Origin of the sequence: [Clostridium] scindens ATCC 35704 (genome assembly GCF_004295125.1) — a bacterium.
Lineage (GTDB): Bacteria > Bacillota > Clostridia > Lachnospirales > Lachnospiraceae > Clostridium_AP > Clostridium_AP scindens.
Window position 1 is genome coordinate 1523666 of sequence record NZ_CP036170.1, and the last position, 25440, is coordinate 1549105.

Consider the following 25440-nt stretch of genomic DNA (forward strand, 5'->3'; position numbering starts at 1 on the left):
GTCATATTGTGGTAGAGAACTGGGGCAGTATGAGTTATAATGGACTCAACAGTAGTTTTCAGGAGGGAAAGTCAATGGAAAAATCAAAAGTATATTATACGAATATGAAGGCAACGTTCCAGGAGAATCTTCCGCAGAAGTTAAAGCGCCTGATCAAGACAGCAGGAATCGGGGAGATTGACTTTGAAAATAAGTACACCGCAATCAAGATGCACTTTGGGGAGCCTGGCAACCTGGCATTCTTACGGCCGAACTATGCGGCCGTAGTAGTGAATACTGTGAAGGAGCTAGGTGGCAGGCCATTTCTTACAGACTGTAATACGCTGTATGTCGGTGGCAGGAAGAATGCGCTGGATCATCTGGATTCCGCGTATCAGAATGGATTCTCGCCATTCTCTACCGGATGCCACGTCCTGATCGCGGATGGATTGAAGGGAACCGATGAAGTAGAGGTGCCGATAGAAGGAGAATATGTAAGAAATGCCAAGATCGGACGTGCCGTTATGGATGCCGACATATTCATTACGTTGAGCCATTTTAAAGGACATGAGTCTACCGGATTTGGAGGCGCGCTTAAGAATATTGGCATGGGATGCGGATCCCGGGCGGGAAAGATGGAAATGCACAGCGCAGGCAAGCCTTACGTTGAGGTTGAGAATTGTATCGGGTGCGGCAACTGTATCCGGGTGTGTGCCCATGATGCGCCGAAGATTACAGACAGGAAAGCCTTTATTGACCATGACAAATGTGTAGGCTGCGGCAGATGCATCGGCGTCTGTCCGAAGGACGCAGTCTGTCCTCCGAACGACGAGTCCAACGATATTCTGAATAAGAAGATCGCCGAATACAGTCTTGCAGTTGTGAAGGGAAGGCCTCATTTCCATATCAGCCTAGTGATCGACGTATCACCGAACTGTGACTGCCATTCAGAAAACGATATCCCAATCGTTCCAGATGTGGGAATGTTTGCGTCCTTTGATCCGGTGGCGCTGGATCGGGCTTGTGCGGATGCGGTCAACAGGCAGCCTGTGATGGCTGGAAGCCAGCTGGATGACATGCCGCATACACATCATGACCATTTCATCAATTCTGCCCCGGAAACCAACTGGAAGGTGTGCCTGGAGCATGCCGAAAAGATCGGGCTGGGGACACAGGAATATGAATTAGTGGAAATCTAATTGGGAATTCGTATCTCGTTATATTTTACATACCGCTATAATAGAAGCCGGGCCTATCAGGCACGAAATCCTTCGGGATTTTGCGCCTGATAGGCCCGGCTTCTATATTGTGCGCTGTCTTCAGCAGCAAAGAGTCCCAGAATAACTTAAGATAAATGAAAGGTTTTTGTGGGAGGAGTATGGTATTATGGAGAGGATAGAGAATTTGACTTATGTTAGGGGCGTGGAAAAATGAGGATATTATTGGTGGAAGATGACAGGGAGATCAGCGAGATGCTGGAGGAATTTCTGATACAGGAGGCATTTGAAGTGGTCCCGGCTTTTGATGGGCTGGAGGCATGTGAGAAGTTTGAAGACGGGGAATTCGACCTGGTTCTTCTGGATCTGATGATTCCGAAGATGAGCGGGATGGATGTGATGAAGACAATCCGGGAGAAGAGCGTGGTGCCGATCCTTATCGTATCAGCGAAGGACAGCCTTCTGGATAAGTCCCTGGGGCTGGAACTGGGGGCGGATGACTATATAACCAAGCCATTTGTGATGGCTGAGGTGCTGGCGAGGATCAAGGCGAATCTTCGAAGGACGAACCAGTATGCGGCGGGCAGCAGTCGGAAGCAGGAAGAGCCGGCGACCTTGTCTTGCGGGGACATCCAGCTGAATCCAGCTGATTTCACGGTGCGAAAAAGAGGAAAAAAGATTGACCTGACCGCAAAGGAGTTTGAGATATTGAGACTGCTGATGCAAAATCCCAAGAAAGTGTATACCAAGGAGCAGATTTATTCGCTGGTTTGGGAAGATGCTTATCTTGGCGATGAAAATGCGGTGAATGTACATATCAGCAGGCTGCGCAATAAGATTGAGGATGATGCCCGCAACCCGGAATATATCATTACGGTGTGGGGATTCGGGTATCGGATTGGAGGGTAAGGATGAATGGAATGATCATAGGGATTCTGGCTGCCATCTGTATTCTATTGGCAGCGGTATCTGTCAGGGAAAACAGGAAATATAAGGCTTTAGAAGATAATGTAAAGAAAGTGGCAAGCCAGATGGAACGGATCCTGGATGAGGATACGGATGAAAAGGTGATGGAATTTACCGGGAGCCGGGAAGTGGCAGGACTGATCATGCAGGCAAACCGAATGCTTAACGACCGGCAGAGAATGAAGGCAGAGTATAAAAGGGCGGGCATAGAAGCAAAGAGGATGCTATCTAATATTTCCCATGATATCAAGACTCCGCTTACCGTAATCCTTGGCTATCTTGAGATATTGATCATGAATGGGGCAGGCGAGACGGCGACGCTTTTAAAGATACAGAAGAAGGCCAGCCAGCTGATGGAACTGGTTGAAGAATTCTTTACGCTATCTAAGATAGAGGCTGGCGATATGGATTTTGGACTGTCCAAGATATCGCTGAGCGAGATCTGCCGGCAGAGTATTGCCGATTTCTACAGCATATTGACCGAGCGGGGCACGCAGGTGGAGATTGAGATTCCAGAGAGAGACATCTATGTATATGGTAATGAGGATGCCATCCGTAGAATCCTGTTTAATCTGATTACCAATGCCATCCGCTATGGGTTAGACGGGAAATATCTTGGAATTTTCCTGATCCCGGGAGAAGAAGAGGTGGAAATACGCGTCAGGGACAAAGGAAAGGGGATTGATAAAGAAAACGCCGCGCATGTGTTTGACCGCCTGTATACGATGGAGGACTCCAGAAATAAGGAAATGCACGGGAATGGCCTGGGACTTTCCATAGCCAGGACGCTGGCGGGAAGAATGGGAGGGGATATCACCCTTGATAGCGTTCCGGGACAGGAGACGGTATTTACATTGAAAATGAAAAGACATCATTATCTCCAGTAAGACCTGCCGAAAGAATTTCGTAAGAATTGGTCAAGAGTTTTGAAAAAAGAATCCGGTATGATAGACCTATAAAGAAAACGAAAGGAAGAAGAGACATGACATACGCATTAGAAACACATAATCTGACAAAGAACCTCTCAGGCAGGGATATCGTATCGGATGTAAATATCAGAGTGAAAAAGGGGGAGATCTATGGATTCCTTGGCCCTAATGGAGCGGGGAAGACGTCGATCATGAAGATGATCACGAATCTGTGGAAGCCGACATCCGGGTATATTACCGTGATGGGGAAGCCGCTGAATGACAATTCTTATGACATCCTTAAGAGGATGGGAAGCATGATCGAGTATCCCACATTCTACGACGGGCTGACCGGGAAGGAAAATCTCAAGCTGCACTGCGAATATATGGGCTATTACAGCCCTAACTGTATTGCCGATACATTGAATATGCTGGGCCTGGCCGGAGCGGAAGACAAGAAGGTGCGCAATTACTCCCTGGGCATGAAGCAGAGACTGGGAATCGCAAGGGCCGTCCTGGCAAAGCCGGAACTTCTGATCCTGGATGAGCCGACCAATGGCCTGGATCCACTGGGAATGAAACAGATCAGGGATCTGCTTCGGATGCTGTGCGAAGAATATGGCATTACGATTCTTATATCCAGCCATCTGCTGTCAGAGATTGAGAATGTCGCCCATACGATCGGGATCATGAATCACGGCAAACTGCTTCAGGAAATCTCCATGGATGCCATTACGGACCAGAACTTTGCCTATATCGAACTTTTGGTTTCTGATGTGAAAAAGGCTGCCTATGTGCTGGATGATAAGCTTGGCATCAATAACTTTAAGATTATTGATATCAATGTAATCAGAATCTATGACGTCAGCATATCCGTGGAAAGAGTCTCAAAGGTACTGGCGGAGAACAACGTAGGAATCGAAGGCGTAACCAAGAAGCAGGACACCTTGGAAGATTATTTCCTGAAGCTTACAAGGGAATAGGGATTAGGAGGAATCAAAATGGGAAAATTAATCAAGCTTGAGTGGGAAAAATATGAGATAGGAAAATATATACGCAATGCGGCAATTCTGATCGTGCTTCTGGTGATCTTTAACTATGCCATGACATTTCTGGGGATCGCCAATGACCCGGATACAGGAGTGCCGGATATGGCAATCTCCAATATGGGGGTATCTACCAACGTAGAACTGCTTACAGACATAACGTTCCTGATATTTGCGGCAGCCATGCACGCCACATTTATCATCGGGGCATATAAAAATAAGACCATGAACCTGATGTTTCTTTATCCGTTAAACAGGAAGAAGATTATGGCGGCGAAGATGCTGGCAGTCTGCATTTTCTGCTTCGCAGGCATCGTGATAGCAAAATTGGCCTGCTATGGAGTCAGCAATCTGGGCTTCATGATGGGTCAGAAGGCATCCTTTCCGATGGATTACAATATGCTAAGCGTCTCCTTCTATATCCAGCTGCTTATAAGGTCTGCTGCCACCATCAGCATCAGCCTGCTGGCGCTGTTGATCGGAATGATAGCAAAATCATCCAAGGTCACAGTCATATCGTCCTTCCTGCTGATTATCCTGATGCAGGGAAACGTTGGCGGAGCCACGTTCAAAGACAATTTGGCGGTACCGATCGTGTTCATGGCGATATCCGTGCTGGCTGCCATATTGATCGTGCAGAGGGTGGAGAAGAGAGACGTTATGTGATTTATCAAGAATTTCAATATTAATTGCCAAGATTCATTGGATGTTATAATATATCTGTATGCGAATGTGAGAACATAAGAGGAAAATGTATGGATATATTTAAAAAGTTTTGGAGAAGTGTCAAGGGTAAATGCCTGATAGCCGTCCTGGTCTTGCTGGCAGCCTTTGCAGTTCATAATGCCTTGGAGGGAAGGGAAGGCGACAAGCAGATTACGCAGACTGAAGCCAGAAAGACCAAAAGAGAAGTTAAGTATGCCAAGCCAGTGGATGATAGCAATCAGATACTTGGGAAGTTCAAGGAACAATTTCCGGAAGCCTCTGTAGTGCTTGCCTGCGAGGAAGATGTGACGGACGATGGATGCAAGGATCTGATCGTAATCTATACCGAGAAGGAACTTACAAGGACGGTAGCTGTGATAGACAGCGGAGACGGAGTAAATTATAATTTTTCCACGCCGATACCGGGGCCGATTGAAAACCAGAAGATACAGTTTAAGAATATCGATAAAGAAGGAGAGATTGAGATAATCGTAACAGGAGAGAAAAAGGGAGCGGTAGGCTATGCCATCTACCGTATGATTGATGGAGAAATGGTCGATCTGTTTGGGGAAGGTATGGAAGACTGCTGCTAGAGTGCAAAAAGGGGATGTTTTCGCATCCCCCCTTTTCATTCTTTGCTATTTCATCTTACAGGAAGAACTGATACCCCTTTCCCCATACCGTACGTATATGGAATGGCTGGGAAGGGTCGTCCTCGATCTTGCTGCGTAGCTTTTTGATATATACCAGAATCGTATTGTTATCGGAACCATCATTTTTCCAAACTTCCTGAAATAGTTCCTGTTTCGAGAATGTATGCCCGGGATGATCCATAAACAGGCAGAGAAGGGCGAATTCCTTGGAAGTAAGCGCAATCTCTTTCCCATTCTTAAATATGGTCTGAGAATTCATATGCAAGGTAAAAGGCCCCTTTAGGATAGGTGACTGTATGCTCTCTGCTGTTGTGGCGTATTGGCGTGTGCGGCGCACAATGGCCTGGATTTTGGAGACAAGCACAGTCTTGCTGAAGGGCTTTGTTATATAATCGTCTGCGCCAAGACCCAGGCCCTCTACCTGGGCAGCGTCTTCCGTTTTGCCGCTGAGCAGGATGACAGGCGTATAGATCCTGCGCCTGCGCAGTTCTGACAGCAGGTCAAAGCCGTCCTGCTCCGGCATGATAACATCCAGGAGAATGATATCAAAGGTATTTTCTTTGAGGATATCCAAGGCAAACTGTCCGCTGCCTGCGCAGGATACTTCCATTTGCTCGCGCTTTAAGACTGCGCTGACAGCCTTCTGAACGGCAGTTTCATCATCAATGATCAGGACCGATATATCTGACATATTGTTGCACCCGCCTTTCTGCTATAATAGCCATAGGTAGATTATATCTGCCTGGAATTTTAAAGTCAACCGTCGAAGGAGCATAAGATGAAGAAGGGAAAGAAGACCAGACGAACACGGATAGGGATTACAGCGGCAGTCACGGCGCTGATTCTTTTGATTGCATTCTTCTGCTACCAGACTGTCAAGAAGACGATTGTCAATAACGAGAAAGAAAGCATGGCAGGCATTGCAAGAGTAAGCGCCCATAGTCTTGAGACGAGCCTTAAGGCAAAGAGCAATCTGGTATATGCGGCGTTATCCGGAGATATGGACAATGAAGAGGATATCCAGCAGAATATGCTAAAGACAGGCGAGAAAAGCAGATATATCCCGGAAGATAAGATGGCGGCTTTAAAAAAATGGGAGAAAGAGGCATGCAAGGAAGCCGGGATAAGGCCCGGAGAGGTAATTGCGGGGCCGGTCTTTCATCAGGAGGAAGGCTATTACGCTTTATATTTGACGAAAGCCGTGTACATAGACAGAAGTCTTGCAGGGTATGTGCAGGTAGAATTAAACCTGGATGATATCTATGAAGAAGAGCAGGCATTGTCCAACCTGAAACTTGGAAATCAGGGATACTGCGTGGTAAAAGAGGCTGACGGGACTACGGTCATGTCAGGGGAGCATGTGGAGGCAGAAGAATTCTCCCTGGCGGGGGATGAAGGCGATGGATGCCGAATCGTCTGGTCCTATCAGGTTCAGCAGGGGACTCCCGAGCGCACGCGCAAGCTGGTTGCCTATGACACGGCAGAATTCGCGGGCGAGAAATTCATTTTATGCATTATAGAAAATTATGACAGTATTGTGGAGCCTATAGACAGGATCGCCCTTTATCTTGCCATGCTGGGACTGGCTCTGCTGGTATGGCTTGGCATCTTCTTATGTCGCATGGCAGAGCAGCATAGAGAAGAGGAAAAACTGAAGATGGAATTACAGCATGAAAAGGAACTGAATGAAGCAAATAAGGCGCTTGAAAACCAGGAGAATCTTATGCAGAAGTATAATCATTCGAAAACAATGACGGTGCTATCAGGGGCTATTGCACATGAATTCAATAATCTTATGACGCCGATCGTGCTGTACAGCGAATTGCTCTGTGAAAATGAGGAGGTACAAAAGGAGATGGCCCAGGAGGCAAAGGAGATGTCGGATGCGGTCAGCCGCTGCGAGGTGCTTGCGCGCCAGCTTTTGGAATATAGCAGGCAGGGGAGGGCGAAGAAGGTAATGACCGTCTATAATGCAACCTTCGCAGTCGAAAGCAGCGTAAGGATGGTAGAGCGCCTGATTCCCACTAATATAAAGATTCAGACATCTATATGCAAGACCAAATACTATATCAAAGGACAGATAGGGGCCCTTAACCAAATTATACTGAACCTGGTAACCAATGCAATGAACGCGATCGGGGAGAAATGTGGAAAGATACAGATACAGTTCGGACTGAGCACGCAGGATGAGCGCATGGTCAGGCTTGTGGTAGAAGACGATGGAGGAGGAATACCGGAAGAGATCCGGCAGCGAATCTTCGAGCCATTTTTTACAACAAAGGAGGAAAATGAGGGCAATGGGATAGGTCTTACCGTCGTCAAACGGCTGACGGAAGAGCATGGCGGAGTCATCCGCGTAAAAAGCCAGACGGGAAAGGGAACCACATTTATTTTAGATTTCCCATGGATAGAGAGCAGTCACGAATAAAAGAGATGGGGCTATCGGGAAATAGATAGTTCCAAATAGGGGCAGATGTGACTCATACCAGGTCACATCTGCCCCTGAAATTTTTCCATAAAAGAGAAAAAGATGGCTAACGACAACCATCTCTTCTCCGTTACATGTTATAATGTAACTATGCTAAACAATAAGTATTATAACGAATTTTTTGAATTAGGGCAACAGAAAATTAACTTCAGTTTCTTCGAATTGTGTTTACCTGACGACGATCCAGTCTATACCCTGAAAAAAGTGATGGAGGAATTAGATTTTTCTGGCTTGTTGGCCAATTGTTCAGATAAGGGAAGAACCGGGTATAACCCAATTATGATGTATGCCGTAGTTACTTACGCAAACATGCGTGGGATTAGAGCTGTTGACCGTATTGTGGAATTATGCGAAAGAGACCTTGCATTTATCTGGCTTACCAAAGGTCAGAAACCAAAAAGGGATGCTTTTTATGAGTTCAAGAATAAAAGACTGACTGCAGATGTATTGGATGAGTTGAATTACCAGTTTCTCCGCCGCCTGCAAAAAGAAGGACTGATCACATTGAAATCCCTTTTTATTGATGGAACAAAAATAGAGGCCAATGCAAACCGCTATACATTTGTGTGGAGAGGGACGATCAATTATCATCTCGCAGGCTTACTCGATATGATTGATTCACTGTATCAGAAGTATAATGCATGGATAGATGAAAATGAGTATGGCATAAAATATGACATTCCCCATGCACATATGTTTGTGATCGAAGGAATGGATAAGGTAAGAGATGTCATTGAAAAGAACCGGAAGCGAAAACTGACAAAACATAAAAAGTTGTCCAATAATACGATCATCGAGATTGACAACTGTTCCCCATTGGAGATTTTGAAACTTCAGAAAAATCTGACTCAGATCGCAGAGAAGGAACAGATTGCGTTTGTTTACGGAAAAGGGAAGAGGAAATCGGAGCTCCAGCAGCTTTATGAGGAATTAGAAACCTGCGGCGAACGCCTTATGGGATACAAAGAATGTTTTGAGATCATGGGAAAGGACAGGAACAGCTATTCCAAAACAGATTTAGAAGCCACCTTTATGAGAATGAAAGAAGATCACATGCTGAACGGACAGTTAAAAGCCGCATATAATGTTCAGATCGCAGTAGAGAATTATTTCATTGTCCATGCTTATGTAAGCAATGACCGGACAGACTATAACACACTGATTCCGGTTTTAGAAAAGCATAAAAATGCATTTGGGGAGATTTTGGAAGAAGTAACCGCAGATAGCGGTTATTGTAGCGAGAAAAATCTTCTGTATTTAAAGAAAAATAAGATATCCAGTTACATCAAGCTGCAGGATCATGAAAAACGGAAAACACGCGCTTACAGAGAAGATATTGGAAAATATTACAACATGAAAACACAGATATTTGAGGATGAACGGTATTATGTTTGTCATGACGGAAGAGGATTGCATCATATCCGCACAGAGACCAAAAAACAGCCGGGTTATACCCAGACTTTTGAGGTATACGGATGTGCAGACTGTAGTGGTTGTGAACACAAAGCGAAATGCTTATATAAATATAACGCAGAAAAAGATGCTGAGAAAAACAAAGTTATGAAGATCAATGAACAATGGGAAACATTGAAAGAGGAATCCCATGCAAACATCCAAAGTGAGAAAGGGATTCTAAATCGTCAGATCCGTTCCATCCAGACAGAAGGACATTTTGGAGATATCAAGGAAAATGATAGTTTCCGAAGATTCAACTACCGAACGTCAGAGAAGGTGTATAAAGAATTCATGCTGTATGCCATTGGTCGGAACATGAATAAATATCATCGTTTTCTTCATGAAGAGATTAAAAAATTCGAAGGAAAAACCGAGGAAAAGACGGCTTAAAAAATGTGCATGTTCAAAAATGCAGTTATGGGTGTTTTGCGCCCTAAAATATATACAGAAAAAGAACAATAAGAATCTCCCAAAGAATATCAAGTATGAAAAACACTGATTTTTATGGGAGATTCTTATTTTAGGATTTAGAGTTTAAAAATCGGTATTAACCGACATCCCCATTTTGCTTTATTCATAGGTTTCTCTGTCTTTTAGATCTTTATTCAGATAAGAAGTGGCTGTATCGGCTATATCTACTGCTTCCTTATCTGAGATGCCGTCTATTTCTTTTACTTTGTTATACCAGTCTTCAAAGGTCATGCCTATCGGCATCACCGGATCAATGTTTTCCTTTATAAACGACTCGAAATCATCGACGCCTGCATCCTCAGATATCTCGGTTGATATAAATTTGCTGACGTCATTTACCTGAGGAATTTCTTCTTCCGGTATCTGAGGATACTGTGTGAAATAATGTTCATAATTCTCAATATTCTGTTCTGTAAAATGCCAGGTGATGGTGCGGCCTTCCGCTACCGTCTTCATGTAGATCGTGCGCAGGGCAACGTAAGGATCAACATCAAATCCGTCTGCAAACATCATGGCAGCATTGTAAGGATGCTCGTACATATATTTGATTGCCAGTTGGTGGGCGTATACAAGCCGCCTTGCAAGTTCCGGGTGATTGTCTTTGAACTCGTTGGACATAGCATAGATGCAGCAAAGTCCCCATGTGTCTGCGGTTGATTCGGCATCCACGTCAGCGGCGCCCCAGCCAATTCCCATAATTTTTCCAAATCCTTCAAATTCAGCGATGGACGCATAAGGATCGCAGCAGGTAAATGCATCGATCTGGCCTGCTTTTAAGGCAAAGCAGGCATCCTGCTGACCCATATCTACGATGTTATAACTGCCGGCATCCGCCGGGATTCCAAGTTTCTCGGACCATGTAAGGAATTCCGGGTCAATTTCTGGGGTGGCGGTCATGGAACCAATAGTCTTGCCAACCAGCTCCTCCGGCTTTTTGATATCATTGCTTACGACCAGATAGCGGGAGCCTCCCATGTGGTTCGCGGCAGCCATGCAGAACGGAGCCCCCTTATTGACTGCCAGGATCGCGCCTTCGATACCGGTATAGCCGACATCCATTGCGCCGCTTGTGAGAGCCTTTAAGGTCTCGGCGGATTTGGTCACATTTACATTAAGACCCATGGCCTTGTAGATGCCTGCCTTTTCGCCGATAATCCCGGCAACCATGTGATCGCAGTTGAAATAGCCCATTTCGATGGTGTAGTTCTTTTCCTCTTCCGACAGATCACCGAACTCGAAATCCTTAACCGCTTCTTTGGGATCATATCCCGTAGCCTTTACATCTTTGGTAGCGGTCTGTGTGCTGCTGTCGTGGCAGGCGGTAATCACCGGTACCAGAAGCGTAACGACAAGAAGAGCCGCTAGAAATCTTCTCTTCATAGTTCATCCTCCTTGAAAATATTAATTTTTGTTAATATTTGGTAATATGATAATACCAGAAGGAACGTCGAATATAAAGTTGACGGTCTCAATATCGTAATTTCAAATAAATAAGTAGATAAATATAGGAAATGCAAATAAAAGAAGACAGTCCGCAAACTGTCTTCTATAAATGCTACTGTAATAATTCGATAAAGGCGCCCAGACGGGTATTGATCTGTGCCTGGTCGGATGGAGAATAGTCGGTATTGATAGCAATATAAGGAATGTGCTTTTCCTTTGTGACGAAGGTCTTGACCGCATCAGACTCTATGGCAAATGTATGGCAGGCCTGCAGAAGCACCTCCACGACTCCATCCACCTGATATTCATCGATTTGAACGTCAAGCGCTTCCAGCCTTCCAGGGTTCGGACTCATGACGGAGCAGTTTACCCGGAGATACTTTTCGGCAATTGCGGTGATTGGATCTTTCGTTTCGTCGATGGGATCCTTTTTCTCGCGGGGACCGCAGCAGTTCTCGAATCCCACAACGTCCGCCCCCAGTTCCTCGATACGTCGTATGATTTTGTCCATTACGCCGGTAGTCGGGCATCCGGTAATCAGAATCCTGGGCCTGGAAGGCTTGCCTTGATATTCACGTTCGTACAGATCCTTTAGTTCGGCGGTACGTTTTTCAAGGAAAGCGATCTTCTCTTCCAGGTCAGGGGAAAACTCATTGGAGGAGATGACGGTACTGATTTCGTATCCAGTGATTGGGGAAGGCTTGAGTCTTGCAACCTCAAAAAAATCAAGAACGGCCTTGCGTTCCCTGTTTCTTAAGCGAATAGCGCTTCGTAACTTGTCATCCGTTATCTCGATGTTATAGAACTGTTCCAGGTCTTCCTTCACGCTGATGACTTCCTGCTTCCAGAAATCCAAGGCTCCGCGGCCGGTCTTTCCAGGCGGAAGCTGCATGATATGGCAGTGCTTTAACTCCCTCATCAATTCATACATTTTCTTCTTCCCGTCACAGGTCGTCTCCGCGAGGACCATATCGGAAAAATAGAAGAATGGACAGCGATCCGTTACGGCCGCGCCATAACTTGCCTTGATCAGCGGACACAGGTTTTTGGGAAGCCTGATCTCGGCAGCCGGAATATTGTCATCTCCGATGCCGCATAGCACCACGGCAACCGCATCGGCCGCGTTGATCAGTTCCCAGGGAGTATAAGTACAGAAGACCCCCACGATACGCCGGCCTTGCTCTTTTAGTTCTTTCATAGTGAGAAATGCTTTTTTTCTGGCCTCAGGATAGGTCTCGAAATTATCCGGCAGAACGAATTCAGGCATATGAAATACCTCCTTTGTATTTAGTAAGATTCATTAGATTCATTACTAGATATTATAGAGGAGATTGTACTGAATTTGAAATCGAAATAGTCAATAACTATATAAATACAATCTATTAGACATAATTTAGAATGACTTTTAAAATAAAGGAAAAGACTTACATTTTTGGAGAAAAGAGGAAGCATATGCGCCTGGAGTACATAAGAAGTTTTATCAGTGTCGTGAACTGCAAAAGTTTTTCTGTGGCTGCAAAACAGATTTTCTTATCGCAGCCTACGATCAGCACGCATATCAAGCAGCTGGAATCGGAACTGGGTGTCCAGCTTCTGGTGCGTTCGACCAAGGATGTGATTCTGTCCGATGCAGGCGTTATCTTCTATCCCTTCGCAATGCGGCTTCTTGAGACGGAGAGCGAAGCGCTTGCACAGATACACAAGAATGAAATGGAAATAAAAGGAACCGTGTCGATCGCTACATCTTCGGTTCCCGGTAATTATATCCTTCCGCAGTTTTTTGCATATTCAAGGCAGGCATACCCGGATATCAATTACAGGATATCCGAAGGGGACAGCGCCGAGGTACTGCAGTCAATTTTACATTTTGAGACAGATATAGGGATTGGGAGCATCAGAAGCAATAACGACAAATGCATGTGCCAGCCATTGGCAAAAGACAGGATTGTACTCGTGACGCCGAATACGGAGGAATACCAGAATATGAAGGGGAAGTTTCCTATCGACAGGCTGAGGCAGGAGACGTATGTGCTGAGGGAGTCAGGAAGCGGAACCAGGTTTGCCTCAGAGAGTATCGAGCGGGCGCTGAATCTGGATGCCAGGCCTTTAAAGGTGGCGCTGCAGGTTGAGACTAGCGAGATGGTAAAAAGGGGAGTGGAGCAGGGAATTGGAGTTGCATTCATCAGCAGCCTTGCAATTAAGGATTCGGTCGCGCAAGGGAAGATATTGAAATTCGAGTTTCCGGATATAGATACAAACAGGCAGTTATATCTGCTGTACCACAAGGATAGGATGATGCCGCTTCCGGTGACGAGCGTCATCAAGATCTTGAGGCAGTTCTGCCAGAACTTATAGATTGTTTGGACGCAAAAAGACAGATCTCTTAAATAGCAGACCTGTCTTTTTAATTCCTGAAATATCTGCGATAGCAGGCAATCTGGTGGCCATGCCTCCGTATGCTATCTATTGAGCCCTCCATTTTAGAAGGACCTTTTCTGCCAGAACCATCAATGTGTCAATTAAGAAGCCGATCAGTCCGGCAATTACCATATAGGCAATTACTTTTTCTGTCTGCATCTTTGCCTGGGCTTCCACCATGCAGTAGCCGAATCCGGCACTGGTCGCGATAAACTCCGCTCATATGACGGACATCCAGCCAAGCCCTACGGCAAGCCTGAGCCCGGTCAGCACTCCGGGGAGGGACCCGGGAAGGACGACATCCTTGATGACGCCGAAAGTGCTCGCTCCCATAGACCTTGCAGCATGATAATAATCTTTGCTGATATCCTGTACTCCGGATATGGTGTTCAGAATGATTGTGAAGATGCCGCTGAAAGCAATCAGGAAAATGGTTGGTCCATCTCCGATTCCAAACCATACGATTGCAAGAGGAACCCATGCCATAATCGGAACTTGCCTTAACGAATTCATAAAAGGAGACAAGGCCTTTAGAATCTGGGGGGAGTATCCCATCAGCATTCCCAGAGGGAATCCAATGATGAACGCATAGAGAGAGCCCGTTAGAACTCTTCTCATGGTTATTCCAAGGTTGCGCAGCACGTACAGATCCGTAAGAGAGAATCCCACCTCCTTGAACACATCTTCCAGATACGGAAACAAGAAAGGCTTATCTACAATGTGTGCAGCGGCAAACCAGATGATACAGATGACTGCTAGACCGATAAGCGCCGCGACATTTCGATTCCTGCCCCCGAATTTGCGCCATCTTCCCCGGTCGCCGGCATTCGTGGCGGCCCGCATCCGATCTACCTGCTGGTCATGATTTTCTTCCAACATATTTCCTCCTTTCTTCCAAAATCAGTAAGAAAATCATAACAAAATCAATAAGCGGAAAGTAGGATTATTAAGGAATAAAATATTAACATTTGTTAATATTAGGATTTTTAATAAAGAAACAAAAAAAGCAGATCAACAGATATAATGAGGGTGCTTGTACAAATATTTATTATTAGAAAAGGGTGGGAAAATGGAAAAACCATGTATTGAATATATTAGCGCATGTGCATGATGCGAGGTGTTTGGGGACTTGGTTCAAGTTCTGGAGAAGGAATATGAGGGCAAGGTGCATGTAAAGATTTACCGTGCGGGAAAAGACTTTGACTATATTCCGAAATATGGGGCGGTTACGAAGAGCATGCTGGTGATCAATGAAAAGAAAGCCGTCACAAAACTTACAAAGCCGGCGGTGCGCGATGCTTTTAAGGAGGCACTGAAGTCATGCTAGTGGATTTTGGAAATTTTATACTCAGGATTCTGAATTCTTCATGGAATATGCTGAACAGTTCGTCGGGGTGGATGATATTCAGTTTTATCGTTGCAGGAGTGCTGCATGAATTTTTGAAGCCTGAGAAGGTGCAGAAAACGGCTATTGGGTCATCGAGGGTGAGCGGCGTCTTTTGGACCACGATATCAGGAATGTTTATACCGATCTGCAGCTGTGGTACGATTCCGCTTGGAATCAGCATGTATTATAGCGGCGCGTATCTGGGACCTACGCTTGCATTTATGACGAGCACGCCGATGATCAATCCGATTGCCCTTCTGCTTGCCTTTGGCCTTTTGGGCAAGGAAGTGGCTATCATATATCTGATTACCGGATTTGTAGCGCCGATGATTATCGGAATTGTAGCAAATAGATTTGCGAAAGAGGAATTACATATAGGAATGAAAAGGCAGAAAGAAGAGGCATCGCTTCAGATCGATACCGATGAGGAGGATGGAAGCGAGCCTATGATACAGCTGGAATTCGAGGAGCCGGGGTTCTGGGAGAAGATAAAATCAGGGCTTCGCTGGTCTTTGACGGAACTCAGCGTGACCATCAGCAAGTATACCGTGACGGGTATGCTGATTGCAGGCGTGCTGTTTAATATCGTGCCGCAGTCTTTTATTCAAGATTATCTGGGGAATCCCGGTTTCGTATCTTTATTTGGAATTACGGTGGTAGCGGCGCCGATGTATGTGTGCGCGGTCGGACATATTCCGTTTATTGCCGCATTGGTGGCAAGCGGAGCGGCGCCAGGAGTGGCCATCACATTTCTGATGGCCGGAGCAGGAACGAACATTCCGGAACTTCTTACCATAAGCAAGACGATTGGGAAGAGAGCCATGCTTATGTATTTGGGGATGGTGGTGGTTATTTCCAACATTGTCGGCTATATCACCAACAGGCTTCTGATGCCGGGATTTACGCCGGTGCTGAATTATGATCAGACACAGCATACCATATCCTATGCGAATAAAATGATCGTAGTCATGCCAGGATGGATACAGAATTTATGCAGCGGGATACTTGTATGCTATGCGCTGTATTCTCTTTTCAAGATTATCAAAGGCAGGGCCGGAAAGCAGTGTGTGGCATAAGTCATGAAGATTCAGAGAGCAATCGTCATAACGCTGATCGTTTTTTTGGCAGCCGGACTTGGAGCGGCGTTGTTCCTTCCAAAAGAAAAGCGGTGGAACAAGGAGGCTGAGATAAAGATAGGCGCCGGTGATGACATATCAGGAGTTTTAATGGATGAAACGGTAGAGGCATTAAAGGACTATAAGGTTTCCAGGACGCATCAGAGTTCTTCTTTTCAGGATTGCTGCAGCAATACGGCGCAGTGGGCAATGAATGCTAAGGAGATTAATGTGGGATTTTACTGTACCCATATTGCCAGGCATACGGTGATGCAGAATCAGGATGTAGAGATATATGGCCCAGTGATTATGAACGGCGAGACTATCGTATATAAGGATCACTGGGAGAATGTAGAGAACCTTGCGGTTACGCAAGGCAGAGAAAAATCCAAGGATTTGGCCCAGGAAACGTATCCCCAGATCCAGGGATTCAATGAGATTACCCAGAAAGGAATCCTGTACGCATTGGAGGATGAGCAGGTAGACGCGGCGATCCTGGACATTACGAAGGCGGCCAAAGTGCCTGATTATCGGAATATGCCGCTGTCAGATACGGATTATATATCTTATGTACTGGTGGTGGATAAAGAATTCGAAAAGACAGAGGCATTCCGGGATTTTATCGACAGTTATAACCGGGCGGTATCACGTTTGAGCAATAGCGACTATCTGGCCTGGACGATGGGCGTAAAAGAAGAATGGCTGGAAAATAAGAATATAAAGTTTTTAACATTAGAAGGGACAGGAGTAGATTAGAATGTCAATTTCAGTGCAGGGAATTTCAAAGAGTTTTAAAGGAAGAAGAAAAGGCGAGCCAGAAAATGAAGTATTAAAAGATGTGAACTTTGAAGTGGAAGAAGGGCAGTTCGTATCCTTGCTCGGACCTTCGGGATGCGGGAAGACGACTACGCTTACAATCATTGCGGGGTTTCAGAAGGCAACGGACGGAGTCATAAAGGTCAATGGCGCAGAAGTGGAAAAACCGGGGCCGGACAGGGCGTTTATGTTCCAGAATTATGCCTTGTTCCCATGGCTTAAGGTGGGAGAGAATATTGAATATCCTATGCGGAAGATGAAGATACCGAAGAGCCAGAGAAAAGAGCGGCTCAAAGAACTGCTGGAAATGGCCCAACTGACGGAGTATGAGCATTATTATATCCACGAGATATCAGGAGGCATGAAGCAAAGAGTGGCTCTGCTGCGGGCGCTGGCCTGCGACCCCAAGGTGCTTCTGATGGACGAGCCTTTAGGGGCAGTGGATTTCCAGATGCGCCAGCTTCTTCAGGTACAGTTAGAAAACATGCTGGGACAAAAGAAGACGACATCTCTTATGGTTACCCATGATGTAGATGAATCCATATATCTAAGCGACCGGGTGATCGTCATGTCCAGGAATCACGGAAAGATACTGGAAGACGTAAAGATTGACCTTCCAAGGCCAAGAGACCGCACGACGCCGGAATACCATGCATATGTAGACCATCTGACAGAGATACTGAAGTCTGCATTGGATGGAGGCGTATTTACCCAGGAAGACAAGGATATTATGGAATTCATCCAAGGCGTGGAGAGTGGAAAGGAACCGCTTAGGGAGGCGATGGGCACATCCGCATAATTGAGAGAAAGGATAATGGAGACTTAAGAATACGTTACGGATATGGAACTGGATGCGGCTTCCGTGATTAAGGCAGATATGTTAAAGCAGTGGAAGAGGCGAAAGCGACATTTGAAGTATAATTAGAAAAAAACAGGAGGTACAAAGAGAATGAAGGTAGCTTACTTATTGGAATCAGAACATGCAAGGGAAATCCTGGAGACGATGATTATCCCGCAGTTAGAGGAAGACCGCCATGGCGCAGAGGTGGCAGGCATGATGTTTTTCTTCGACAATGCCTATATGCTGGTAGAGGGCTGTGATATTGCCGCCAGGCTGCAGGCAATAAGCGAGAAGACAGGCATGCTTCTTATGGCCTGCGACCGTTGCTGCTATCAGAGAGATATTGCAGATAAGCTTGTTGCGCCGGCAGGTATCGGCTGCTTCCCTAATGTATACGCAGCGCTTGCGCCAGCTGGCGTTGATCAGGTAATCACATTATAAGGAAGACAGGATGATGTCCATCTACCTTTTGGGTAAACAGTTTATAGAGATGGCCATTGACGGGGGCATCCTTGCAGAAGGCAAGGATGCTTTCTTCATCTTCCTCCATAAATCTTAGCGCCAGCCCGCAGCCGCTGCTGATGGCGCCCGGGATGGGCATGATGGCCGCCTTTATCCGTTCCTTTGCATGTCTTTCCGCCTGCATGGCATCGGTAGTGGTATCGAATGCCATGATATAATAATATTCTGGTCTTCCCATATCAAAAAAACTCTCTTTCTGCTATGCTTGATCTTAAGACTTATTATACCATAGATGCCGGGGAAGCGTAATAGCAGAAGCGAAAGGAAGGCGAGGTCTGGACAAGGCAGATCTGGCATGCTATTATCGAAAAAGACGGTGTAACGATTCATATTTACCAGAAAGATAAGGAGTAAGGTATGATGAAAGAACAATTAGCAGTAGAAGTGATAGAGCGTCTGAAAAAGGAATACCCGGATGCCGGATGTACCCTGGACTATGACCAGGCATGGAAACTTCTGGTCAGCGTCCGTCTGGCGGCCCAGTGTACGGATGCCAGGGTAAATGTCGTGGTGGAAGATCTGTATGCCAGATACCCGGATGTGGAGGCGCTGGCCGCGGCAGACGTAGAAGACATTGAAAGGATTGTAAGGCCCTGCGGGCTTGGAAAGAGCAAGGCCAGGGATATCAGCGCCTGTATGAAGATATTAAAAGAAGAGTATGACGGCAAGATTCCGAGAGATTTTAACGCGCTGCTAAAACTTCCGGGAGTCGGAAGAAAAAGCGCTAACTTGATCATGGGGGATGTCTTTGGCGAGCCTGCCATCGTGACGGATACCCACTGCATCCGGCTGACCAACCGTATCGGCCTTGTGGATGGAATCAAGGATCCGAAGAAAGTGGAGATGGCACTGTGGAAGATCATTCCACCGGAGGAAGGGAGCGATTTCTGCCACAGGCTGGTATATCACGGAAGAGATATCTGCACGGCCAGGACGAAGCCATTCTGTGACAGATGCTGCCTGGAGGATATCTGTGCGAAAGCCGGGGTTGAAAGTTCAATATAATGGATATAATCATAAGACAGGAGTAGCATCGTATTCATGATGTTACTCTTTTTAGCAAGAACCTGAGAATGGAGGGACAAAGGCATGTGCGGCAGATATTATATAGGAGACTATGTTTCTGAAAAACTAGAAGACATTACATCCGGAAGGGGAATCAGCCAGATCAAGACTGGGGATGTATATCCTTCCCAGGAGGCCGCCGTATTAGTAGGAGGCGAAGATGGAGCGCAGACGAGAATGATGTGCTGGGGATTTCCACAGAGCCGTGGCAAGGGACTTTTGATTAATGCCAGGGCGGAGACGGCAATGGAGCGTCCCCTGTTTCGGGATAGCATCCGCAATCGGCGCTGCGTGGTTCCGGCCAGCCATTTTTATGAATGGGATCAGTCCAGGAATAAGGTGACCTTTTGTAGAGAGGATTCGCCGGTACTGTATATGGCAGGCTTCTACCGGTTGTTTGAGGACAAGGAGCATTTTATTATCGTGACTACGAAAGCCAATGATTCCGTGTCCGGCGTTCACGACAGGATGCCGCTGATACTGGAGCAAGAGGAACTAGAAAACTGGCTGCATGACGATGACTGCCTGGAATTCCTGCTTGGCAGAATCCCGGCAGCGCTTAAAAAGGAGCAGGAATATGAGCAGCAGGCGCTGCCATTTATATAGGAGGGATCAGTTATGGCGAGGATACTGGTAGATGCGGATGCCTGCCCGGTGGTGGCGGGAGTTGAGGAGATGGCAGAAAAATACGATCTTCCCTGTAAATTATTCTGTGATACGAATCATGTGCTGAAGTCCTCCTACAGCCAGGTGGAAGTCGTAGGAGCAGGGGCAGATGCAGTGGATTTCGCCCTTATCAGCCAGTTAAATGAGGGCGACGTCGTGGTGACCCAGGATTATGGAGTGGCGGCCATGGCGCTGGGAAAGGGCGCATATGGAATCCATCAGAGTGGAAAATGGTACACAGACGAGAATATCGAACTGCTTCTGATGGAGCGTCATATGGCTAAGAAAGCACGTAGGGAAAAGAGCAGGCATCATCTGAAGGGGCCGGCGAAAAGAACCAAAGAAGATGATGAAAGATTCAAGATTTCCTTGGAAAAACTTATTTTGCAAAAGATCTTTTGCAAAGATTCCAAAGATAATTGCTAGCCAAAAACACAGGCATATATTACAATATGAGCATGCATTTGAAAGTAATGAGGTATAGACTGCGATGATATGTCTCTGGCGCTGGACCTGGAAGGATCAAGCTGATCGAAATGTCGGCAGTCAAGGGCTTTCAGATCATGTAGGACGAGTAGATGGTAGGATTTATCGCTTGCGTGGCGCTCGTATTTAGCATATTATGCTTCTATAAAATACACACGCTAAAAAAGGATAAGACTAAGGAGGACAGGGGCAAGTCCCGGGAAACAGAGGCTGTTCCGGATATCCTTGATCAAGGATGTAAAAGAGATTATTCAGTAAAAAAGCAGTTTAAAACAGTTGCATTGTGCAGCTGTTTTTCTTTTTTTAATAAAACTATGTTGACAGACGACATATGTCGTGGTACGATATAGAAAAATAAGTCGTCAGACGACATAGCGCATGGCGATATATTAGGAGGAATTAGATATGAGAAAAGAATTATATATAGGAATCCTGTTGTTTTTCCTGACACTTTGCGTAAAATACGTAGGGCAGATCCCGGAATTCGCCTCAGGAGCGCTGCTGGGTCTTTCTATCTGCCTGGAAATCATCGGGATACTGCCCCAAGAAAGATATATGAAGTTAAAGAACTTTAAGAAAAGGAGTCTGGAAAGATGGGTAAGAAAGTAGAGCCTTTAACGGAGAGTTATTTCTACATTCTGCTTTGCCTGGCAAATGGACCGAATCATGGATATGGAATCATGCAGCGGACAAAAGAATTGTCTGCAGGGGAAGTAAAGATCGGATCAGGCACGATGTATGGCGCAACCGGAAATATGACAAAGAAGGGCTGGATCGTAGAAAGCAAGGGCAGTACAGAGGATTCTGACCGGCGCAGGATGTATGAACTGACGGAAGAAGGAAGAGAGATCCTGGATACGGAGATTAGGAGATTAAGACGGCTGCTGGCAGGCGCAGAAGAAGTTTTGGAGGGAAAGTGATATGGGCAAGCAGAAAATAAGCCATGCTGCATATGCTGCATGGGATTATAAGAAAGAGATTGAAGACTTGAACAAGAAGTCGCAGGAAGGCTGGCAGCTGGTAAAGGGAGGATGCTTCAAAAGCATATATGAGCAGAATGATCAAGTATGCTACCGCTATCAGCTGGATTATAATACCGATATAGAGAATAAGGTGCTTTATTTGGAGATGTTTGAGGATCAGGGATGGGAGTATATTAATTCTACTTTTAATGGCTGGCATTTTTTCCGGAAGCCTTATAATCCGGAATTACCGGAAGAAGAGTATGAGATTTACACGGACTCTTCGGCAATTCCGGATATGGAGCGCAGGTGGGTACGGCTCGCCTATAGTTTTACTGCCGTGATTTCTGTTTTCCTGATTTTTATGATAGTAAGAATGATACAGTATCCGGAATGGACCAGAATTCCATTGATACTTTTGGAAATCGACTTTATTGTTTTTCTCGGATTGGGAATCTATCGCATCCGGAAAAAGGAACGGCATTTTAAGAAGATATTTTCCTTATCCACGATGATGATTATAGCGGTTGTATGCTGGACCGCGGGGAGCGTATTGGGAGCCTTAAAGCCTGATTGCAGCAATACATTGGAAGGAGATACCAATGGGGGGACTTATTATAAGGATTTTACCGTGCATTATCCAGATAATTTTTATCTGGATCTTGAGATGGATAATGACAGCCCAGTGACGTTTCGTATTGACGATGCAAACGGTGAAGCGGTATATACTAACAGCGATAAGAAAACAAGAGTAGAAAACAAGCGTATCTGGCTGAAAAGAGGAGACTACAGGATCGGCATTGCCAGCGAGAAGGGCGATAAAGCCCGTAAAATAAAGATTTCCTACGAACTTGACTAAAATGATGATAGAGGAGTATGGCGTGCGGCATTAATAAATGATGCTGCGCGCCTTTTTTATATTGACAAAAATAACTGTAACAAGTATAATTACATATAAAATAACTGGAACAAAAGTAATTACAGATAAAAGGAGGCAACTATGAGAAATAAGAAAGCAAAGTCTATTACCGTATTAATACTTAGCCTTGCCCTTGTGCTTACGGCATGTGGGTCAAAGCCAGCAGAAGGCAGTACTGAAAACAAGGCGGAAGAGACAACAGAAGAAGATGGCGGCGGCCAGGCGTCAAAAACAGTTTTTGGCACGTTCGAATCCAAGACTCTTGACGGAGAAGATGTATCTCAGGACATATTTTCCAAGGCAGATCTTACCATGGTGAACATCTGGGGAACCTTCTGCGGACCGTGTATCAAAGAGATGCCGGAACTGGGAGAGTTAAGCCGCCAGTATGCGGACAAGGGCGTTCAGATCGTGGGGCTTATAAGCGATGTATCCGATCCGGGAGATGAGACGGCAGAAGATATTATTTCAACTGCAAAGGCGGATTATACGCATATGGTAGCCTCTAATGATCTGCAGAATGGAATTTTAAAAGAAGTATATGCTGTTCCTGCCACATATTTCGTTGATAAAGACGGAAACCAGGTAGGCAAGGCTTATCCGGGCGCAAGGGATATGGATAGCTGGGCCAAGATCATAGATGAGATGCTTGCCGAGGTACAGCCATGAGCAGGCGCAAGATAATCGGAATCCGCATTGCGCTATTTGCCGCTGCGGCAGTATTTCTCTTCGTAGGCGCTGCTCGCGGCGAAGCCGGTACCGTGTTTACGAAAGCCGTAAATATTTGTCTGGAGTGTGTAGGAATTGGCTAATATGATAAAAGTAATAAAGAACCGTATGAGGCTGTGGGTACAGATCGTCTTTACAGCCGTAACAAATGGATATCTGCTTGGTTTTCTTAGAGGCCGGATATATACCGGCCCAACTAAGGCGGCCTGCGTGCCAGGTCTGAACTGCTATTCCTGCCCGGGAGCGCTTGGATCATGCCCCATAGGCTCCCTTCAGGCAGTTCTGGGAAGCCGGGATTATAAGTTTTCCTTTTATGCAGTAGGATTTCTGCTGTTTTTTGGCTCCTTATTTGGAAGGTTTGTATGCGGATGGCTGTGTCCCTTTGGGCTGGTGCAGGATTTGCTGTATAAGATACCATTATTTAAAAAGAGGAAGAATCTTCCGGGCCATAAAGTGCTGATTTGGGCAAAATATGTTATACTTGTATTATTCGTAATCCTGCTGCCGCTTCTGGTGGTAGATTTCACTGGCCAGGGAGCCCCCTGGTTCTGCAAGTACATCTGTCCCAGCGGTACGCTTGCTGCAGGAATTCCCCTGGTTCTTCTCAATGAGAATCTGAAACTTGCGGTAGGAAATCTGTTTTTTTGGAAGGCAGCAATCCTGATTGTACTGATTATACTGGCTCTATGGGTTTACCGACCCTTCTGCAAGTATCTGTGTCCTCTGGGCGCTATCTACAGTTTCTTTAATCCGGTGGCGCTGTACAGATATCAGATCGATGAGAGCGCCTGTACCAAATGTGGAAAATGCAAGAAGGCCTGCAAGATGGATATCAAGGTATGGGAGAAGCCGAACAGCCTGGAATGTATTCGCTGCGGAGACTGCGTGAGGGCGTGTCCTACGCAGGCGATCAGCAGAAAAAAAGGAGGTTGCCATGAAAAAAATCGTGAAGCGGATTAGTTTTGCCCTGGCAGGCGCAGCATTAGGATTTGCGTACTATTCATTTATCAGCTGCAGCAGCGGGGGATGAGCGATCACATCCAGTCCGGTATGGACGGTGGCTGTAGGAACAATATTGGGCCTGCTCTTGTCCTATTGTTTTGAAGACAGTAAGGATATGAAGGAATAAAAAGGTTACGGACGAATAGAAAAGGAATGAGAGAAATGACGAGTGAATTTGCAATTGCAGTGCATGCGCTGGTGTATCTGCATCATAAGAATGCCGTGCTCTCAAGCGAAGAGTTGGCGGAAAACATCTGTACCAACTCGGCACGGGTAAGAAAGGTCATGGCAAAACTTAAGAAAAAGGAATTGATAGGTACAAAAGAAGGCATAAAGGGAGGTTATCATATGTCCCTGGATGCCTCCGAGATCACTCTTGGGGATATCTGTGAAGCGCTGCAGGTGGATATTGTAAAGGCCGCGTGGCGTTCGGGAAGTATGGACATGGACTGCATGATTGCATCCGGAATGGCGGGGGTCATGGATGGGATTTATGCAGAACTGGACGAAATATGCAAGAAGCGCCTGAAAGGGATTACGATCCAGGATGTGGAAAAGAAAGTAGCCGGATGCAAGAAGTAAGAAGGCAGCTGGATTATTTTGATATTTCGCAGATCTGCGACTCAGGCCAATGCTTCCGCATGTCGCGGCTGGAAGATGACAGTTACGCTGTAATAGCAAAAGACAGGTATCTGAGACTTATACAGAACGATAAAGAGTGCTTGTTTTACTGCAGTGAAGAAGAGTTTGATACCATCTGGAAGGGATATTTTGACGCTTAAGGAATGCAACCTGGGCTATCGCAGCAAATATGTGGTGCGAACGGCGAGTATTTTATCATGAGTTAATGGGCAATCGCTGATCAGCGATTGCCCAATGTTTTTAAGCAGTCTACAAACTCCAGATCTTCGCTGTTCAATTTGATATTAGAGCAATAATTCCTGCCATCCGGGGCGGTGACGGTTATCTCGATGACTGACCCTTCCACAAGCGCTTCCTGTGAGACTGCCTTTAAAAACAGCGGAAACTTCGGATGGCCCGCACGGAAACGGTCCAGGCATCCCTTTAGTTTCTGAAGCATCGCGATCTGGTTAAAATCCATATTCATTGTTCCATCAACTCCTTTGACTATTTCTCTATGAGGCATTATACTTGAGTTAGTAGAAATAGTCAAAGGAGGT

Annotated in this window: 31 protein-coding genes; 25 read left to right on the forward strand and 6 right to left on the reverse strand. The window is 45.8% G+C overall.

The genetic code is table 11. The features are described 5' to 3' along the window. Positions 1-74: 74 nt before the first annotated feature. The 6 genes from HDCHBGLK_RS07765 to saoC all read left to right on the forward strand — a co-directional run bounded on the left by HDCHBGLK_RS07765 (position 75) and on the right by saoC (position 5414). Positions 75-1178, forward strand: a complete 1104-nt coding sequence (locus HDCHBGLK_RS07765) for a DUF362 domain-containing protein (protein ID WP_009249865.1) — start codon at positions 75-77, stop codon at positions 1176-1178. 231 nt (positions 1179-1409) lie between these two features. After that, positions 1410-2105 (forward strand): response regulator transcription factor, encoded by a 696-nt coding sequence (locus tag HDCHBGLK_RS07770; RefSeq protein WP_004605373.1) that lies wholly within the window; start codon positions 1410-1412, stop codon positions 2103-2105. Positions 2106-2107: 2 nt separating this feature from the next. Beyond that, positions 2108-3049 (forward strand): sensor histidine kinase, encoded by a 942-nt coding sequence (locus tag HDCHBGLK_RS07775; protein WP_004605374.1) that lies wholly within the window; start codon positions 2108-2110, stop codon positions 3047-3049. A 95-nt stretch (positions 3050-3144) separates the two neighbouring features. Further along, positions 3145-4053 carry an ABC transporter ATP-binding protein gene (locus HDCHBGLK_RS07780; protein WP_009249863.1) on the forward strand — a complete coding sequence of 303 codons (909 nt, stop codon included), beginning with the start codon at positions 3145-3147 and terminating at the stop codon, positions 4051-4053. Positions 4054-4071: 18 nt separating this feature from the next. Further along, positions 4072-4782 (forward strand): ABC transporter permease family protein, encoded by a 711-nt coding sequence (locus HDCHBGLK_RS07785; RefSeq protein WP_004605376.1) that lies wholly within the window; start codon positions 4072-4074, stop codon positions 4780-4782. Positions 4783-4871: 89 nt separating this feature from the next. Further along, a complete protein-coding gene (gene saoC, locus HDCHBGLK_RS07790) occupies positions 4872-5414 on the forward strand; it encodes a Cys-Cys-COOH (seleno)protein SaoC (RefSeq protein WP_004605377.1) in 543 nt (180 codons plus the stop codon). A gap of 55 nt (positions 5415-5469) precedes the next feature. Here the strand turns inward: saoC and HDCHBGLK_RS07795 are convergent, their stop codons facing one another. After that, positions 5470-6165, reverse strand: a complete 696-nt coding sequence (locus HDCHBGLK_RS07795; RefSeq protein WP_004605378.1) for a response regulator transcription factor — start codon at positions 6163-6165, stop codon at positions 5470-5472. 87 nt (positions 6166-6252) lie between these two features. On the opposite strand from HDCHBGLK_RS07795, the gene HDCHBGLK_RS07800 reads away from it, so the two are divergent. Then, positions 6253-7902, forward strand: a complete 1650-nt coding sequence (locus HDCHBGLK_RS07800) for a sensor histidine kinase (RefSeq protein ID WP_004605379.1) — start codon at positions 6253-6255, stop codon at positions 7900-7902. Positions 7903-8052: 150 nt separating this feature from the next. Then, positions 8053-9807: an IS1182 family transposase gene (locus HDCHBGLK_RS07805; RefSeq protein WP_330578474.1), complete on the forward strand. Its 1755-nt coding sequence runs from the start codon at positions 8053-8055 to the stop codon at positions 9805-9807. Between the two features lie 180 nt (positions 9808-9987). On the opposite strand, the gene saoX is transcribed toward HDCHBGLK_RS07805, so the two are convergent. Beyond that, positions 9988-11268, reverse strand: a complete 1281-nt coding sequence (gene saoX / locus HDCHBGLK_RS07810) for an ABC transporter substrate-binding subunit SaoX (protein WP_004608625.1) — start codon at positions 11266-11268, stop codon at positions 9988-9990. Positions 11269-11443: 175 nt separating this feature from the next. After that, positions 11444-12598, reverse strand: coding sequence for a double-cubane-cluster-containing anaerobic reductase (locus HDCHBGLK_RS07815; RefSeq protein WP_004608624.1), 1155 nt, complete (start codon positions 12596-12598; stop codon positions 11444-11446). A gap of 185 nt (positions 12599-12783) precedes the next feature. On the opposite strand from HDCHBGLK_RS07815, the gene HDCHBGLK_RS07820 reads away from it, so the two are divergent. Further along, positions 12784-13686 (forward strand): selenium metabolism-associated LysR family transcriptional regulator, encoded by a 903-nt coding sequence (locus HDCHBGLK_RS07820; RefSeq protein ID WP_009249858.1) that lies wholly within the window; start codon positions 12784-12786, stop codon positions 13684-13686. Between the two features lie 108 nt (positions 13687-13794). Here the strand turns inward: HDCHBGLK_RS07820 and saoP are convergent, their stop codons facing one another. Next, positions 13795-14628, reverse strand: coding sequence for an ABC transporter permease subunit SaoP (gene saoP / locus HDCHBGLK_RS07830; RefSeq protein ID WP_405054987.1), 834 nt, complete (start codon positions 14626-14628; stop codon positions 13795-13797). Positions 14629-14818: 190 nt separating this feature from the next. On the opposite strand from saoP, the gene saoT reads away from it, so the two are divergent. From saoT to saoD, 5 genes are all read left to right on the forward strand, one after another. Beyond that, on the forward strand, positions 14819-15076 hold the full coding sequence (gene saoT / locus HDCHBGLK_RS07835; RefSeq protein WP_267899453.1) for a thioredoxin-like (seleno)protein SaoT: 258 nt from the start codon (positions 14819-14821) through the stop codon (positions 15074-15076). Continuing rightward, on the forward strand, positions 15070-16212 hold the full coding sequence (saoE, locus tag HDCHBGLK_RS07840) for an efflux transporter SaoE (RefSeq protein WP_004608619.1): 1143 nt from the start codon (positions 15070-15072) through the stop codon (positions 16210-16212). The genes saoT and saoE overlap by 7 nt, the downstream gene beginning before the upstream one ends. A 3-nt stretch (positions 16213-16215) precedes the next feature. Further along, positions 16216-17007 carry an ABC transporter substrate-binding (seleno)protein SaoB gene (gene saoB, locus HDCHBGLK_RS07845; RefSeq protein ID WP_004608618.1) on the forward strand — a complete coding sequence of 264 codons (792 nt, stop codon included), beginning with the start codon at positions 16216-16218 and terminating at the stop codon, positions 17005-17007. A gap of 1 nt (position 17008) precedes the next feature. Then, on the forward strand, positions 17009-17866 hold the full coding sequence (saoA, locus tag HDCHBGLK_RS07850) for an ABC transporter ATP-binding protein SaoA (protein WP_004608617.1): 858 nt from the start codon (positions 17009-17011) through the stop codon (positions 17864-17866). 150 nt (positions 17867-18016) lie between these two features. Then, positions 18017-18349 (forward strand): DsrE-related protein SaoD, encoded by a 333-nt coding sequence (saoD, locus tag HDCHBGLK_RS07855; RefSeq protein ID WP_004608616.1) that lies wholly within the window; start codon positions 18017-18019, stop codon positions 18347-18349. Here saoD and HDCHBGLK_RS07860 read toward each other — a convergent pair. Continuing rightward, entirely contained in the window at positions 18339-18608 is a 270-nt protein-coding gene (locus HDCHBGLK_RS07860) for a DUF3343 domain-containing protein (protein ID WP_004608615.1), read from the reverse strand. The two genes, saoD and HDCHBGLK_RS07860, sit on opposite strands and share 11 nt — an antisense overlap. Before the next feature lie 179 nt (positions 18609-18787). Here HDCHBGLK_RS07860 and HDCHBGLK_RS07865 point away from each other — a divergent pair, with 179 nt between their 5' ends. The 11 genes from HDCHBGLK_RS07865 to HDCHBGLK_RS07915 all read left to right on the forward strand — a co-directional run bounded on the left by HDCHBGLK_RS07865 (position 18788) and on the right by HDCHBGLK_RS07915 (position 25041). Beyond that, positions 18788-19435 carry an endonuclease III domain-containing protein gene (locus HDCHBGLK_RS07865; protein ID WP_004608614.1) on the forward strand — a complete coding sequence of 216 codons (648 nt, stop codon included), beginning with the start codon at positions 18788-18790 and terminating at the stop codon, positions 19433-19435. A gap of 84 nt (positions 19436-19519) precedes the next feature. Continuing rightward, positions 19520-20101, forward strand: coding sequence for an SOS response-associated peptidase (locus HDCHBGLK_RS07870; RefSeq protein ID WP_004608613.1), 582 nt, complete (start codon positions 19520-19522; stop codon positions 20099-20101). A gap of 12 nt (positions 20102-20113) precedes the next feature. Further along, a complete protein-coding gene (locus tag HDCHBGLK_RS07875) occupies positions 20114-20587 on the forward strand; it encodes a YaiI/YqxD family protein (RefSeq protein WP_004608612.1) in 474 nt (157 codons plus the stop codon). Between the two features lie 465 nt (positions 20588-21052). Beyond that, a complete protein-coding gene (locus HDCHBGLK_RS07885; protein WP_004608610.1) occupies positions 21053-21256 on the forward strand; it encodes a hypothetical protein in 204 nt (67 codons plus the stop codon). Next, positions 21241-21567, forward strand: coding sequence for a PadR family transcriptional regulator (locus HDCHBGLK_RS07890; RefSeq protein WP_004608609.1), 327 nt, complete (start codon positions 21241-21243; stop codon positions 21565-21567). The genes HDCHBGLK_RS07885 and HDCHBGLK_RS07890 overlap by 16 nt, the downstream gene beginning before the upstream one ends. A 1-nt stretch (position 21568) precedes the next feature. Continuing rightward, complete coding sequence (locus tag HDCHBGLK_RS07895) at positions 21569-22468, forward strand: DUF2812 domain-containing protein (RefSeq protein ID WP_004608608.1); 900 nt, start codon at positions 21569-21571, stop codon at positions 22466-22468. A gap of 141 nt (positions 22469-22609) precedes the next feature. After that, on the forward strand, positions 22610-23197 hold the full coding sequence (locus HDCHBGLK_RS07900; RefSeq protein WP_004608607.1) for a TlpA family protein disulfide reductase: 588 nt from the start codon (positions 22610-22612) through the stop codon (positions 23195-23197). After that, positions 23194-23340: a CD1871A family CXXC motif-containing protein gene (locus HDCHBGLK_RS18940; protein ID WP_004608606.1), complete on the forward strand. Its 147-nt coding sequence runs from the start codon at positions 23194-23196 to the stop codon at positions 23338-23340. The genes HDCHBGLK_RS07900 and HDCHBGLK_RS18940 overlap by 4 nt, the downstream gene beginning before the upstream one ends. 1 nt (position 23341) lies before the next feature. Next, positions 23342-24217, forward strand: coding sequence for a 4Fe-4S binding protein (locus HDCHBGLK_RS07905; RefSeq protein WP_004608605.1), 876 nt, complete (start codon positions 23342-23344; stop codon positions 24215-24217). 204 nt (positions 24218-24421) lie between these two features. After that, entirely contained in the window at positions 24422-24841 is a 420-nt protein-coding gene (locus HDCHBGLK_RS07910) for an RrF2 family transcriptional regulator (RefSeq protein WP_039910109.1), read from the forward strand. After that, on the forward strand, positions 24829-25041 hold the full coding sequence (locus HDCHBGLK_RS07915; protein ID WP_004608603.1) for a DNA glycosylase: 213 nt from the start codon (positions 24829-24831) through the stop codon (positions 25039-25041). Before HDCHBGLK_RS07910 ends, HDCHBGLK_RS07915 begins: the two co-directional genes overlap by 13 nt. A gap of 80 nt (positions 25042-25121) precedes the next feature. Here HDCHBGLK_RS07915 and HDCHBGLK_RS07920 read toward each other — a convergent pair whose 3' ends face one another. Further along, entirely contained in the window at positions 25122-25367 is a 246-nt protein-coding gene (locus HDCHBGLK_RS07920) for a hypothetical protein (RefSeq protein ID WP_039910108.1), read from the reverse strand. Between the last annotated feature and the right edge of the window lie 73 nt (positions 25368-25440).